This window comes from Methylopila turkensis (genome assembly GCF_027922325.1).
Classification (GTDB): Bacteria; Pseudomonadota; Alphaproteobacteria; order Rhizobiales; family Methylopilaceae; genus Methylopila; species Methylopila turkensis.
Window position 1 is genome coordinate 535,945 of the sequence record NZ_BSFL01000002.1, and the last position, 14,446, is coordinate 550,390.

The following is a 14,446-nucleotide window of genomic DNA, read 5'->3' on the forward strand; positions in this document are numbered from 1 at the left end:
TCAGGCCGGCAGGTAGGGACCCTCGTCCTCGGATGAGCCGGGCCTGCGCCAGATCAGCTTGGCCTTCTCCTCGTGCACGCGGTGGACGGCGAGCACATGGTCGCGGATGTCCGGCACGCCGCCGGTAATGACGAGCTCGACGACCGCGTCCTGCTTGCCACGAGCCTTTTTCCAGGTGGCGTAATCGTAGTCGGCGACCGTCCTGAACGTGCCCTCTCCCCGTTTCACCGGGTTCATGATGGTCGACCCGCTGTTGTAGGGGCAAAGCAGGACGTTCTGCTCGTTGGCCTTCACCAGGCTCGCCGTGTCGATCGTCAGCACGACCTGCGGATCGGCGCGATACGCCTTGGCGTGGAGCAACCGCTGCAGGCGCTTGCCCGACAGCCAGAAGAAGCACTTCTTGTTGAGCGTGCGGTACCAGTCCTCGGGCGTCATCCCGTCGAGCAGGCATTTTTCGAGCGCGCTGTCCGACATCGGCTTCTGGTCACGCACCATCGCGCCGGGCAGCCCGTCGGCCGCGATCGGAATCGACTCCGGGCGATGCTTCGCCTCGATGGCGTGGCGTTTCTCGCCGGAATAGCCGTAGAGATCGAGCAGCGCGCTCGTGCTGAGCAGGCCGTGCTTTTTGATCGACGGCCAGCTTCCGTCCATCGCCATGTGCCAGAGACGCGGATAAGCCGCGAGGAGCTCGTCGACGGTCATCGCCAGCGCCTCCGGTCGATGATTCCGCGCTTCTCGAAGCGGGTCGAGATCAATGAAACCGGCGCGTTCGTCACGCGCTCGACGCCCTCGATAAAGCGGCGGGTCTCCTCCGTTAGATCCTCGTACTGCCGCGCCTTCTGGTTCTCGATGCTGATGTAGTCGGCGAACGACAGGGCGATGTCGGTCGCGCCATTGAGCGAAGCCGCCCGACGCACCTGCTCCCAGTCGAATTGCGCCATGCGGCGCGGATTCCTGGAGACGGTGCCCTTCTCGGTTTTGGCGATGTCTTTCTCCGGCACGCCGCTGCGGTCCGAGATCACCTTGTACTCGATCGGCCGGGCGATCGGACCGGACGTGCCGCCGACGCGGATCGGGTAGGTCCGGGTGACCATGATCACCTTGCGGACCCGGCCGGGCGCGATGCCGGCGTCGGCGAGGCAGCCCGCGGCGGTCGTGTCGCGCGACGTCACGTTCGGCCATGCGCCTTGCGCGATCGGACCGTCCTCGCTCGGGCAGACGCCGTGATGCAGGCTGAGGTCGGTGCCCTGCGTGCCCTCCAGAAAGACCTTCTTGCCCTTGGCGAACGCCAACTCGAACAACGGGATCGCGGGCCGCACGAAGTCCTTGAGCTCGCTGACGTCGCGGGCCAGCCGGACCGGGATGCCGAGGGGGCTCGGATCGAACCGCCCGAGAATCTTCCGCGCGGTAGCCGCGCCGACGCCCTGCTTGGTCGACCCGATCCTGTCTCCTCGCTCGAACTCGTAGTCTCGGTCGGCGTCCTCGATGATCATCGCCTGAGGATCGATCGACAGCCTGGCGCCGGTCAGACCGAGCTTGCCGATCTCCTCCAGCACCTGCGGCAGGTAGAGCGTGGCGCCGGCGCCGATGACGATGTCCGCCTTCGGATTGGCGGCCGTGCCGGAGGGCAGCTGGATGTACTTGATCTTCTCGGGCAAGGCCGCCCAGTGCCCGGCGTTCGGTCCGCCGACGCGCACCAGCATGTCGTAGCTCGGGGCGAGGTAGCTGCAGACGTGGCCCTTGCCCTCGCTGCCATATTGGCCGCCGACGGCGACGTCGACGAGTCGCTCGACCTCCAGCGGAAACAGGCCGAGACCCGCGACCGCCTGGGCCGCGACAGAGTCGGGCTCGCAGCGCGACGCGTCGACGACGCGGTCGGCCACCTCCTTGAGCGACCGGATCTCGCGCTCGGTGGCGCTCCGCTTCAGATCATCGTAGTCGGCGAACTCGCCGATCGGGCTGTCGCGCTCCGCGTAGCGCGCGCGCAGAATGTCGTCGTCGGCGTCGATGAAGACGTGCCAGACCCGAAACCGGCCGCTAAACGCGCGGCGAATATGATCGATCTGCTTCTTGATCCGGATCGAGTCGACCACGACGACGTCAGGACCGTCCTCGGTCAGCTGCTTCGCGAGCGCGTCCGCCACCCACTGGCCGTCGGTCTCGCGGTCGAGGCGCTCGCCGGCCTCCTGAAGATCTTCCCGCTCGCTTTTCGCACCGGTCGCCAGCAGCAATTCCCGCGTCGACAGACGCTGCGCGCCGAAGCGCTGCTTCAACACCTCGTAAAAGCTCGTCTTGCCGACGCCGACAGGGCCCGACAACGCAATAAGCACGCGCATGCTGACGCTCCCTCCGTCCGCGGCTCTTCAGGCGTTCTCGCTGATCGCAGGCACGACCAGGGACAGCGTCGACGCGCGGATCTCGAAATTCACGGATTAAAAGTCCCGCAAGAACGAGCTTGCATTATGGGTGCCGCTTGTCCAGCGGGCGACGCCGCCGACGGTGGGATCGTCGGTCGCGTTGTCGCCGTCCGCGTTGGGGATGTAAGGTCAATGCCGCTACGACGCCGTGCGGACCGGCGTCGCCATGACGGGACGGGCCGATTTTCGCGCGCGCAGCGCAGATTTCGGACCCTCTGCTGAGGATGGCTTATGAAGCAGACTCCGCTGCGCGACATGCCATGTCCGATCGCCAAAGGCCTCGACCGGGTCGGCGAATGGTGGAGCCTTCTGATCCTTCGCGACGCGTTTTATGGCGTGTCGCGCTACGACGATTTCCAGACCAGCCTCGGCATTGCGAGCAACACGCTGACGCGACGTCTCGCGGCGCTGGTCGACGAGGGCATACTGGCGAGATGCGCCTATAGCAGCCGTCCGAACCGCTACGAGTATCTCCTCACCGACAAGGGCCGAGACCTGCGGCCGGTCCTGGTGGCGCTTCTGGCGTGGGGAAACCGGCATTATGCGCCCGACGGCGCGCTGATCGAACTCGCCGATCTCGAGACCGGCGACCGGGTCGACCCGGTGCTCGTCGACCGACGCACCGGGCGCTCTCTCGAACAGGGCGTGCGCCTTTCGGACGGGCCTTCCGCCGACGAGGCGTTGCGCGACTGGATCCGCCGCGGCGTTACGCTCTGAACCTTCGTAGCGGCACGAACGAAACGCCCGCCGTCATGTCAGCGCGCACTCCGAATGGGCGTCCGCGCCGACCACGGACTTGGCGATCTCGACCAGATGCGGATGGTGCGTGAAAAACAGCACTTGGGTCGTCTTCGCGAGCTCGGCCAGAACCTGGAAGCCGGCCGCCGCACGTTCATTGTCGAAATTCACGAACAGATCGTCTGCGAGAAACGGCAGCCGGACGCCGGCCGCGACGGATTGCTCGACCGCGGCGACCCGAAGCGCGAGAAACAGCTGATCGGCGGCACCCTCGCTCATGTCGTCGACCCTGACCGCGCTTCGGCCGTCTTTCAGCAAGCCGAGAAGCCTCGGCGTCTCTGCTTCCGTATCGATGCGAAGGCCAAGATGAGCGCCCACCGTCAGCGTCGAGAACAGATCACTTGCGCGCGTCAGCAGCGGGTCCTGAAACTGTTCGCGATATTTCTCGATCGCCCACCGCAGGATCAGCGCCTCGGAGCGCTTCAGGATGTAGTGTTCCGCGAGAACGTCGAGTTCCGCACGGGCCTGCTCGGCGTCCGCGGCGGCGTCCGCAGCGGACGCGTCGCCGGCGTCAATATCCTCGAAGGCGCGCCGCGCGGCGCCATGCTCTTCGCCGCGCTCGGCGACCTCGGCGCTGATCTCGGCATGCGCCGCCTCGAGCGCGGCGACCCGCCCGGCGATCTGATCCGGATCGGACGCATCGACCGCAGCGACCAGGTCGCCGAGCGAGAACCCGTCGCCCTCGGAGATGATGCGGGTTTCGGTTTCGGCGTGAGCGAGCCTGACGTCCCGCTTCGCTCGGGACCGCTCGATCGCCGTCGTGAGCGCGGCGCGATCGGCCGCCCCGGTCTCCGTCATGAGCGCGACCAGCGCAGCGTCGGCCGCCTGCAAGGAGGCGTCGGCCTCCAACGCTTCCTTTTCGCGCCGCGCCACCTCGTCGGCCAGCGTGCGCACGATCGCATCCCGCTCGCGCGCAAGCGTCAGCCGCGCTCTCAACGTCCGCAAGGTCGCGACGGCGTCGTCGCCCGGAACGCTGTGCCGTTTGGCGAGCGCCTCGATCCTCTCGGCATGATCGCCGGCGTCGCGCTTGATGCCTTCGATGCGGCGCCCGAGCTTAGCGTGCGCTTCGACGGCCTCCCTGAGACTGTCCAGCAGGTCGAGCACGACGGCCGCCGTCGCACGCTCGAGCGACAGGCCTGACGCCTTAAGGGTCTCGCGCCAGGCGCCGTCGTTCGCCTCGAGCGCCTGCTGCTGCGGTTGGCTGCGTCGCGTCAGCGCCGCGAGATCGAGATCGGCCTGGTCGAGCTCTTTCTGATCCAGCGCGCGCTGCCTGACGACGTTTTCCGACTGCGTCCTCAATCGCTCGCCGATCGCGAGAATCGGCGCCAGCGCCGCGCCAGGCGCGGGTTCCGCGTCTCCTATCACCGCCTTGAGCCCGTCAATCATGGTTCGCCGGCGACGGTCGAGAACATTCGCCTCGTCGCGGAGAGCTTCCAGTTCAACCTGTTTCGCCTCGACCAAGACCCGGTTCTCCTGCCAGCCGGCGAGCTGGGTCGGATCAAGATCGGGGAGTCCGGCGTCGACGAGGCGCTTGCGCCATTCGCCACGCGCCTTTGCGAGCTCTTCCGCCGCCAGGCCGGCGCGCCGTTCGGCCTGCCGCGCCTTCAGCTCCCGATCGCTACGATGTTGACGGCTGAGCGCCAGGCGGCTCGACGCCTCCGCCACGGCGAACCGGCTGTCGGATCGCTCATCAGCCCGGGCGACGGTAAGCTCGAACGCCTCGACGGCCTGGGCCGGATCCGGGATGGCGGCGCCTGTCAGCATGTGATCGCGCAGCGGCGCCCAATGGGCGGATCGGTCCGATCGCGCCAGCTCGATGTCCTCTCCCGAAATGGCGTGGCCGGCCTCGAGACCGGCGGCCTCGAGCTCGAAGGTGGCGGCCTCGTCGTCAAGGCGACGGGCTTCGGCGAGCTCCCGCTGACGCTGCCCCTCGAACTCAGCCAAAGCGGATTTCGCGCGATCGATCTCGTCCGCGGTCAGCACCGGAAGCCTGAGGAGCGCGTCGACCTCGCCCCGCCAGGGCGCAAGTCTGGCGATCAGCGCCGGCAAGGCGGATTCGCACGCGGTCGCCGCTGACGCTGCGGCGTCGCATCGCTCGTCTGCGTCCGCGCCGAAGGCGCGCGCGGCGTCGACGGCCGTCAGCAGAGCCTGCGGCGCGTCGCCCGCGTCTGCGGCCTTCAGGCGAAGCAGCGCGCTCTCGCGACGCTCCTCGAGCGTGCGGCGCGTCTCGGCGAGTTCGCCGAGCGCCGAGGTCAGTTCGCCATGTCGGCGGGATAGATCACGCAAGGAGGCGGCGGCCGCACGCGTCGGCTGGGCGTCCGCGTTCGCGCCCGCCTCGCGACGCAGCGTCTCAATGTCCTCCGCAAGACCGTCCTGCTCAGCCTTAAGGCGCACCAGATCGAACGCTGCTTTCTCGCTCGCTCCGGCGCCCTCGACCAGCCGGTCCAAGGCCTCGGCGTCCTCCAGGATCGTCGGGTCCGCCTCGGTCGACTGGATACGCCCCTTGGCCTCGTCGCGCAGGCGCTCAGCCGTCGCTTTCGCGCGTTCGGCGATCCCCGCTTCGCTGATGGCGGTCTCCGCAGCCTCGGCGCGCGACGGCTCGATCTCGACCACATCGGCCTGGTCGGCGAGCTGGGCTGCCTTTTCGGCGCGCAGGCGCACAAGCGGCGCGAGTCTCCGGACGCGCTGCGCGGCGCTCAATTCCTCCAGCACGGCGGCAGACCGTTTTCTGGCGTCCTCGAGCGCTTGACCGGCGCGCTCGACCGCAGCCTTCGCGTCGAGCCAGACGCGCGGTTTCAGCGCATCATCGCGCGCCGCGCGGCTGCGTTCGGTCAGTTCGCGATGCGCCTGGGTAAAAGACCGCTTGTTGCTGGCGTGCGGTCCCCATATCGCGTCGATCTCACCGTCGAGCGCTGCGAGTTTGTCGGAGACGCCCGTCAGGCCGGATCCTGCAGCGAACAGGGTGCGCCCGAGGTCGTTGCTTCCCTCGACGATGGCGCGACCGCCCTCGCGGAGCCCGACCTGGTTGAGGCTGAACGACAAGCGGAACGTATCGCGCGTGTAGCCGCGGAGCATCGCGAGAAGCGGAGCCTCGTCGATCGCTTGGTCCTGAGCGTCGAGCAGCGTGCCGACATTGCCCTTCCTGCGGCGGCAGGCGAGCCTGGCGGCGTCCTCCTCCAGCTCCGCGCCGACCCGCAACAGCGCGTTGTCGAACACGAAATTGTAGGGCGAGCGCCCGGGAAACCCGAACAGGAGGTCGGAGATCGCGGCGAGCGAGGTGGATTTTCCGGCTTCGTTGCCGCCGTAGATGATGTGCAGATCGGGATCGCCGGACCGGAAGGAAAGCTCGCAGCCGTCGAAACGTCCGTAGCGCTCCAGCGCCAGCTTCGCAAAACGCATGCTCAGGCCCTCTCGGCGAGCCGGGCGCGAAGGGCGAGCGAGGCCGTCCGCACGATTGTGGGCCAATCGCCGCCAGCGGCGGCGCGGCGTAGCGCTCCGTCTTCCGCCGGTCCCGCGGCGCCCTCAACGATCCCGAGAAAGCGGTCGAGGTCGGCTTGCAGGACTGCGACGAGCGCGGCGTCAGACGCCGCTTCGTCGATCAGCGCGGACAGGTCCCCGGACGTGACGACCTGCGCCGTCGCCGGCGCCGTGACCGCAACCCGGACCTTCTCGACGAAGAGGTCCGGGGACAAGGACGCGGCGATCGCGCGCGCATCGTTCCGCAGTTGCTCCGCAGCATCGTGGTAGGCGCCGGCGGCGGAGGTCGCTCCGACAAGCGTGAGCCGGACGATCAGCGGCCCTCCCGAGACGTCGGCCGCCTTCGCGTCCCTGAGGGCCGCTCTCGCCAGCGCGGCGAAATCGTCGAATGACGCGCCGCCGCAGTCGAGCTCGACCGAGGTCCAGCGCACGACGTCGAACGGCACATGCTCGACCGCGCGGATTTCACGATCCGTCACCGTGACCACGACCGCGCCCTTGGGGCCGGTCTCTCGGATCGTGCGCCCCTGGACTGCGCCCGGGAAAACGATCCAAGGCTCGCGGCTGACGATCTCATGCTCATGCACATGACCAAGCGCCCAGTAGTCGTAGCCCTTGGCTGAAAGGTCCTCGACGCTGCAGGGCGCATAGGCGGCATGGCCGCGCCGCCCCGCCAGCGCCGTGTGCAGCATCCCGATGTTGAACATGTGGGACTCTGCGGCCGGATAGCCGGCGGCGAGGTTTGCGGTCACGGCGGCGGTCGCGAAGCTCTGGCCGTGAATGGCGACGCCCAGCTCATCCAGTCTGTGGGTCTCGGGTTCACGGCTGCCGAACTGCCTGACGTTCGGCGGCCAGGGCACGTTGCGCGTGATCACGGAGGTCGCATCGTGATTGCCGGCCAGAATGAACACCGCGACGCCGGCTTGATCGAGACGGCCGAGCGCGCGCGCCAGATAGAGCCCGGTGCTCATGTCCCGCCATTCGCCGTCAAACAGGTCACCGGCGATGAGAACGAAATCGACGGCCTCGGCGATGGCGTGGCCGACGAGGTTGTCGAACGCGGCCCTGGTCGCGGCCCTGATTTCGTCGGCCGGAAGTCCCTCGTAGCGCGACAGGCCGTGCAGCGGACTATCGAGATGAACGTCGGCGGCGTGCAGGAAACGAAAGCTGGTCAAGGATAGCATGTCCGGTTCCCGCAATCGCATTGGCGCGGATTGCGGTCAGGTCGCGCAGGCGCACGACGGAATCCAGAACATAAAACGAACAACGCGGTTGTGCGTCAACTGCTCTGCAACGCTTCTCCACGGTCGTTTCCAGCTCGCGAAGCGACCGAAGGCGGGGCGGCGATGAACGCCGCCTCGTGCCCCCGCCGTCGCCTCGTGACGCCAGGAATTGGCGCGCGGGCGCAAGAGAAAATCACGCCAGGTGACTTTGTGGCTGTCGCCTTATAGGCGATCATTCCGATCGGCTCGCCGGGTGAAACGCACCCCGCCGAGCCCTTTGCGAGAGATCCTGGCGCGCAACGTCAAAGAGCTGCGCGCCGAACGCGGCTTCAGTCAGGACGAGCTCGCGCATCGCGCCGACGTGCACCGGACTTACATGTCCGCGGTCGAGCGCCGTCGGCGCAACGTGTCGCTCGATGTGCTCCACAAGATCGCGGCCGCCCTGGGCGTCGCCGCCAGCCTGCTGCTCGAGGATGGCGCGACGCGCGATCAGGAAACGACCTGACGCTCCCTCAAAATCAGTATAGCTATTCCTGTCTTTAGCGACTGCAAATCCTGATGCTTGCGTTCTGAACTATACCTTAGCAGGATAGCAGTCTATATCCCGCATGAACGCGGCTTCAGGATCGATTCATCTTTTATTAAAGAGACGAACTATATAAGTCACCTGTCCTCGCCAATGAGGCGGACAGGTTCAACAACGTGCGCCGCTCAAGGCGCGACGATCTCCGGGCGCCAGACGGGCGCCGACGTGAACGCAGGCTCGGACCTGCTCACCGGAGAACCTTGTGATGTCCATTCGTCATCCCGAGCGCCAGCGCAGGCTGAGCGGCGAGGGCCACGCGCTCATGAAACGGCTCGGCCGCATCGCCCGCGATCGCGGCATGCGCACGATCGGTCCCGATTCCTATGTCGAACGCCTGGCTCTCTGCCATGCGCCGAACGTGGCGGGCGTGCGCGCCCTGTCGGTGCACGGCGCGACTGCCCTGACGCTGATCACCGCGCCGGGGATCGCGTTCCGTGACCCGGATCTGCGCGGCGAACTGAAGGCGCTCACCGAGGCGGCGCGCAGCAATGACCGCCGCGCCATCCTGGTGCCGAAGCGCTCGATCATGCTGCGCGCGCCGGCCGGAGACCCCGGCCTGCGCCCGCGCCGCCGGCGCAAGCGCAGGGGCGGCCGCGCCGCCGCGTCGTCGCGGTCGCCGCGGCCGTGATCGTCACTCATCCGCGCCTCCAGCGCGCGGTCACAGGGCGGACCGGCGCGACCGCGCCGTTCCGGATCTGGATGGAGGCCGCGCGCTTGGCGCCGGCGGCTGCGCGCGAACAGCTGGCGCGTGACCTCGCGCCAATCGCCTTGCTGGATGACCGGCGGTTCGCTCTCGCCGCCGCCGGCTGCCCGCAGGCGGCGATCGGGCTTGCTCTCGACCGTATCCGTCGGGGGCCGGTCGTCGACATCCGTAGCCACCTGATCCTCGCCGCCCTGTGGCGCTGCGCGGCCGACGGCGACGCGGCCGCGGCCGCGGCCCTGGCGGTCGTCAAGCGTCGCGTTCCCAGGACCCTGTCATGAGCAAGCAAAAATTCGACGATGTCAGCGACGACGACGACGAACTCGTCAGCCGCGCGCCGTCCGCGGCGCTCGCACGCGAGATGCTGCGCGAGGCGATGCCGCCGGCGGTTCGCAGGGCCATATCCGACCAGACGCCGACGCTCGTGGTGCTGACCGCGTCCGGCGCAGGATGCGTCAAATGGCTCGGCATCACTGCAAAACGGGTCTGCGCGTGCGCCTCGGTCATCAGCGTGCCGTCGGCTCCCAAGCCGAGCGCTTCAAGCCAGTTCGAAATGAACCTGCTTTTGCCGACCATCGTGATCACGGGCGACGCCAGCTGGGTTCCGTCGGAGATCATCGCCGCCCAGGATCACAGCGCGACGCTCAGGCTCACGCCGCGCGTCGTCGCCTGCGCGATCGCAGCCTATTGTCGATCGTCGCCCCCGCGATTGACGGCCGCCGATCTTGTCGGCCTCCAGTTCGAGGATGTGGCCTTTGCGATCCGGCACGGCGATCGCGCAGTCGATTGCGTCGCCCGACTGCGGCGCACCCGCGCGCGCCGCAGCGCGCACGGCCGTCCCGCGAGCGCCCCGCCGCTCGAGCGGTTGAGTGGTTTCGGACCCGCGCTCGACGAGATCAAGGCGATCGCCGCCGACGTCAGACGTCAGCACGGACGCGGCGAACGGTCGCCGAGCATCCTGCTTTACGGCCCGCCCGGCACCGGCAAGACCATGCTGGCGGGCTCGCTCGCGCAATCGGTCTCCTTGCCGATGGTTAGGACCAGCGTCGCGGACTGGTTCGTCGGCGACGGCCACCTTGGCGCCGTGGTGACGAAGGCGGATGAGTTTTTCCGGTCCGCGGAGGCTCACGGGGCCTGCGTCGCGTTTCTCGACGAGATCGAGGCCATCCCCGACCGGTCCGGGCTGCGCGACGAGCATCGCGCCTGGTGGACGACGATCGCCACCGGCATCCTGACGATGATCGATCGCACCCGCGCCGCAGCGCCCGGCGTCCTGCTGGTCGCGGCGACCAACCACTACGAGCGGCTCGACGCCGCCGTGAAGCGTCCGGGCCGGTTCGACCGGCACATCCAGATTCTTGGGCCGCGCAGCCCGGACGACGCCAGCGACATTTTACGCTTCCACCTCGGCGAGGCGCTCGACGCCGATGCGCTCGCCGCCGCCGGCGCCATCGCCTCGGCTCAAGAGATGACGGGCGCCGCGATCGAAGCCGCGGTGCGCGCGGCGCGCTCAAACGCCCGCGCGGCCGGCCGGCCTGTTGAACTCGCGGATCTCGTCAGGCTTCTGGCCCCGTCAAACGAGCGCGACGCCGTACGTCGACGCAGCACCGCGATCCACGAGGCGGGACATGCGATCGTCGCCCACGCGATCGGGCTCAAGGTCGACGTCGTCAGCATCGTCGCCTCCGGCAAGGCGCTCGGGTTCACCCGCTACGCCGACGGCGCGTTCGTCGAGAACAGCCGCGCCGCGATCGAGGCGCATGTCATCGCCGGGCTCGCCGGCCGGGCGGCCGACGAGCTCCTGTCCGGCGGCGCGGCGGCGGGAGCGGTCGCGGACCTCAGATTTGCGACCCATCTGATCGCGGCGCTGCATGCCTGTTACGGGCTTGGCGACACGCTGGCCTCGCGCGGCGATCTCGAACGGGCGGAGACGCTGCTCGACTGCGATCCCGGCCTTGCGCGCCTGGTCGAAGACGAACTTCAGCGATTGATGACGGTGTCACGCGATCTGGTCGCGCGTCACCGGGGCGCGATCCTGGCGCTGGCGGAACGTCTGTCGGCGCGACGCGTGGTCGCCGCAAGCGAGGTGGCGGAGATGTTCGACGCGTCGATGAGGGATCACGGGATCGGCGCGATGAGGGATAGCAGGCAGGCGACCGCGCCGGCGCACGAGGCCTGCGCGAACCCTCAAATCGAATGAGGGATCAGCCGATTCTGAGGGACTATCGACTGGTACCAGTCTGGTACATCGTCGATTTGGGCACTCAGGCTCGCGACCGCCCGCGCGAGTCTTCCGCTAAATGCGCGCAGTAAAACGAAGATTTGGAGCGGGCGAAGGGAATCGAACCCTCGTATGCAGCTTGGGAAGCTGCCGTTCTACCATTGAACTACGCCCGCTCGGGCGGGAATGACCTTAGGGGCCGGATGCGGCGGCGACAAGGCCGTTGTCCGCCCTGCGCGCGGCGTCGTGAAGCCGTTCGCGGGCGGGAACGTCGACGGCGGGCTCCGGCGGGTCTATGACAGCGCGCAAGGCTTCTCGAGCGCCTGCGCGCTGTCACATGACCCAACACGAACCCGCGCCATCGCCGCCATCCCCCGCCGCGCGGCTCGCCTGCGCCGCCGCGGCCGTGGGCGTCGCCGCGCTCACCGGAGCGGCGCTCGCCCTCTGGGCCTCCGAAGGCTCCGGCGTCTTCCTGGAGCAGGCCTTCGCGGCGGTCGTCGCCTGTTTCTGAAGGAGTATCCGTCGATGTCGTCCCGCACCGCCTTCCTCGCCGGCACCCTCGCCTTCACCGTCGGAGCGGGCGTCCTCGCCTTCAGCCTGATCCATTTCAGCAAGCCCGGCGGCGAGGTCGCGACCCAGGCGTCGAGCGTCGGCGGCCCCTTCAGGCTCGTCGATCAGAACGGCGCGACGGTCACCGAGAAGGACGTCGCGGGCAAACCCTACCTCGTGTTCTTCGGCTTCACTCATTGCCCGGACGTCTGCCCGACCGCGCTCGCCGACATCACCCAGGTGTTCGAGGCGCTCGGCCCCGACGCGGAGAAGGCTGAGGCGCTGTTCGTGACGGTCGACCCGGGGCGCGACACGCCGGAGGCGCTGAAGTCCTATCTCGACAGCTTCTCGCCGCGCATCCGCGGCCTGACCGGCGCGCAGGAGCAGGTCGACGCGACGGTCAAGGTGTTCCGCGCCTACGCCAAGAAGGTCCCGCTCGAAGGCGGCGACTACACCATGGACCACACCGCGCTGGTCTATCTGATGGACCGCAACGGCGCCTTCGTGGCGCCCTTCAACCTCAAGCGCGAGCCGCAGCAGTCCGCCGACGAGCTGCGCCGCTACCTCGGGGCCTGACGGCGGCTCAGGTCGGCGTGCGGCGTCGGTTCGAGACGCCGTGCATGGTCTTCTCCCAGCGGGTGGAGCTGCCGTAGACGATCTGGCCGAGCGCGCGCCAGGCCGCCACGCCCACCAGCAGCCAGTAGATCGGCATGGTGAAGAGGTCGAGCGCGAGCCGCGCCGGGCCGCGTCGGTCGACGCCCATCCAGCCGCAGGCGAGGCCGGTCGCGTAGCCCACGATCAGGTTGGCGACATGGACGCCGACGAAGGCCGCCTCCGTGAGGCCGCCCGACACGGCGAACAGCGAGCCGGTCAGCCCGCCGATCAGCAGCCCGACCACTACGACCGGGTAGGCCAGCGCCGTCAGGGCGACGCCCGCCACCGCCATGCAGGCGCTCACGAAGCGCGCCGGGCCGAGCCGCGACGCCAGATCGCCGCCGCTGCGGCCGTGCACGACCGCCGTCACCATGAACCCCTTCATCCAGCGCGTGCGCTGCTTGAGCCACGGCCACAGCGAGGTCGTCGCCTCCTCCCAGGTCGTCGAGCGCACCGTGGTCGTCCGCCATCCGAGCCGGGCGAGCCTCAGCCCGAGGTCGGCGTCCTCGGTGACGTTCGAGGCGTCCCAGCCGCCGACCATGCGCAGCGCCGAGGTGCGGAAATGGTTCGACGTGCCGCCAAGCGGGATCGGCATGCCGAGCGTGGCGAGCGCGGGGACGGAGACGTCGAACAGCGCCGCGTATTCGACGCCGAACTGCCGGGCGAGCCAGCCGTCGTCGAGATTGTCGATCGCGAGCCGGGCCTGGACGCAGGCGAGATCCGGCCGGTTGCGGCGGAACACCTCCAGGGCGCGCCGCAACTGGTCCGGCTCCGGACGATCCTCGGCGTCGAACACCGTCAGCAGCGTCCCGCGCGCGGCGAGCAGCCCGGCGTTGAGCGCGCGCGGCTTGGTCTTCGGACCGCCGGGCGGCAGCGTCAGGACCTCGATCCCCGCGCGTGGCGGCCGGCGCGCGAGCGCGCCGAGCGTGTCGTGGTCGCCCTCCTCGATCAGCAGCTTGATGTCGAGCTTCGCCGCGGGATAGTCGAGCGACTCCAACGCGTCGAGCAGTCCGGGCACGACGGCGCCCTCGAACGCCAGGCCGACCAGCACGGTGTAGATCGGCAGATCGCCGTCGTCGCCGCGCGGCAGCGCGACGTCGTCGGTCGCCGGCGTCATCGCGAGCAGGAACCGGAACAGGTTCATCGCGAAGAACAGCAACCCGGCGATGGCGGCGAGGGCGAAGAACACCATGTCGAAGGCGAAGGCGGCCGCGACACCCACTGCGGCCGCGGCGAGCGTCGCCTCCCTCCGAGGCTGGTCGAGAACCGGCATGGCGACGGCGGCGGTCAGCTCCGGAGCGATCGCGCCGGGTCCAAGGCTCGCGCGGTCGGCGAGGGCGGAGCCGGCCCGGCGAACGGCGATATTGGCGAAGGCGCGGGGCCCCGCGATGGCGACGCGGCGGCCGTCGGCCGGGCGGCCGCGACGGGAGGACGCCAGCCGACCTATGGCCGGCCCCCGCGCCGCGACCAGCAGGCGCGCGCGCCCGTCGACGTCGAGGCGCATGACGCCCGTGCGGCAGGCGAGCGCGAACTGATCCGCGTCGATCGGGTCCCCGGCCGGCGCGTCCGATCCCAGGGCCTCGAGCCCGATCGCCCGCGCGAGCGCGGCCACGAGTTCGTCCTCGGGGACGCCGCCCGCGGCCATCAGCACGTCGAACGGCGCCGCCCGAAGGCGGGACGCCTCGCCGGCGGCGTCGATCAGCGGCTGAAGCGGAAAGCCCGCCGCCGCCATCGCCGCGAATTCAGGCGGGAGGCCTAAAGCGGGGGGCGGAGCGCGCCGGGCGCGCGGCGGAAGCACGTCGACCGCAGCCCTCCCCGCCG

Annotated in this window: 12 protein-coding genes and 1 tRNA gene; 7 read left to right on the forward strand and 6 right to left on the reverse strand. The window is 69.1% G+C overall.

Going from position 1 to position 14,446, the window contains the following annotated elements; translation table 11 throughout:
• Positions 1–702 carry a DUF7002 family protein gene (locus PKE78_RS09240; RefSeq protein ID WP_271200579.1) on the reverse strand — a complete coding sequence of 234 codons (702 nt, stop codon included), beginning with the start codon at positions 700–702 and terminating at the stop codon, positions 1–3.
• A complete protein-coding gene (locus PKE78_RS09245) occupies positions 699–2,336 on the reverse strand; it encodes an adenylosuccinate synthetase (RefSeq protein WP_271200580.1) in 1,638 nt (545 codons plus the stop codon). The genes PKE78_RS09240 and PKE78_RS09245 overlap by 4 nt, the downstream gene beginning before the upstream one ends.
• Before the next feature lie 312 nt (positions 2,337–2,648).
• On the opposite strand from PKE78_RS09245, the gene PKE78_RS09250 reads away from it, so the two are divergent.
• Positions 2,649–3,134: a winged helix-turn-helix transcriptional regulator gene (locus PKE78_RS09250; RefSeq protein WP_271200581.1), complete on the forward strand. Its 486-nt coding sequence runs from the start codon at positions 2,649–2,651 to the stop codon at positions 3,132–3,134.
• Positions 3,135–3,167: 33 nt separating this feature from the next.
• Here PKE78_RS09250 and PKE78_RS09255 read toward each other — a convergent pair whose 3' ends face one another.
• Positions 3,168–6,614, reverse strand: coding sequence for an ATP-binding protein (locus PKE78_RS09255; RefSeq protein WP_271200582.1), 3,447 nt, complete (start codon positions 6,612–6,614; stop codon positions 3,168–3,170).
• A gap of 2 nt (positions 6,615–6,616) precedes the next feature.
• Positions 6,617–7,867: a metallophosphoesterase family protein gene (locus PKE78_RS09260; RefSeq protein WP_271200583.1), complete on the reverse strand. Its 1,251-nt coding sequence runs from the start codon at positions 7,865–7,867 to the stop codon at positions 6,617–6,619.
• A gap of 301 nt (positions 7,868–8,168) precedes the next feature.
• On the opposite strand from PKE78_RS09260, the gene PKE78_RS09265 reads away from it, so the two are divergent.
• The 4 genes from PKE78_RS09265 to PKE78_RS09280 all read left to right on the forward strand — a co-directional run bounded on the left by PKE78_RS09265 (position 8,169) and on the right by PKE78_RS09280 (position 11,401).
• Entirely contained in the window at positions 8,169–8,420 is a 252-nt protein-coding gene (locus PKE78_RS09265; protein ID WP_271200584.1) for a helix-turn-helix domain-containing protein, read from the forward strand.
• Positions 8,421–8,763: 343 nt separating this feature from the next.
• Complete coding sequence (locus PKE78_RS09270) at positions 8,764–9,129, forward strand: hypothetical protein (RefSeq protein WP_271200585.1); 366 nt, start codon at positions 8,764–8,766, stop codon at positions 9,127–9,129.
• A gap of 71 nt (positions 9,130–9,200) precedes the next feature.
• Positions 9,201–9,482 carry a hypothetical protein gene (locus PKE78_RS09275; protein ID WP_271200586.1) on the forward strand — a complete coding sequence of 94 codons (282 nt, stop codon included), beginning with the start codon at positions 9,201–9,203 and terminating at the stop codon, positions 9,480–9,482.
• Positions 9,479–11,401 carry an AAA family ATPase gene (locus PKE78_RS09280; protein ID WP_271200587.1) on the forward strand — a complete coding sequence of 641 codons (1,923 nt, stop codon included), beginning with the start codon at positions 9,479–9,481 and terminating at the stop codon, positions 11,399–11,401. Before PKE78_RS09275 ends, PKE78_RS09280 begins: the two co-directional genes overlap by 4 nt.
• 123 nt (positions 11,402–11,524) lie before the next feature.
• Here PKE78_RS09280 and PKE78_RS09285 read toward each other — a convergent pair.
• Positions 11,525–11,598, reverse strand: a tRNA-Gly gene (locus PKE78_RS09285).
• A gap of 161 nt (positions 11,599–11,759) precedes the next feature.
• Here PKE78_RS09285 and PKE78_RS09290 point away from each other — a divergent pair.
• The gene (locus tag PKE78_RS09290; RefSeq protein WP_271200588.1) at positions 11,760–11,933 is read left to right on the forward strand and encodes a hypothetical protein; all 174 of its coding nucleotides are present in this window, start codon (positions 11,760–11,762) and stop codon (positions 11,931–11,933) included.
• 14 nt (positions 11,934–11,947) lie between these two features.
• A complete protein-coding gene (locus tag PKE78_RS09295) occupies positions 11,948–12,547 on the forward strand; it encodes an SCO family protein (protein ID WP_271200589.1) in 600 nt (199 codons plus the stop codon).
• Between the two features lie 7 nt (positions 12,548–12,554).
• Here PKE78_RS09295 and PKE78_RS09300 read toward each other — a convergent pair whose 3' ends face one another.
• Positions 12,555–14,357, reverse strand: coding sequence for a glycosyltransferase (locus PKE78_RS09300; RefSeq protein WP_271200590.1), 1,803 nt, complete (start codon positions 14,355–14,357; stop codon positions 12,555–12,557).
• Between the last annotated feature and the right edge of the window lie 89 nt (positions 14,358–14,446).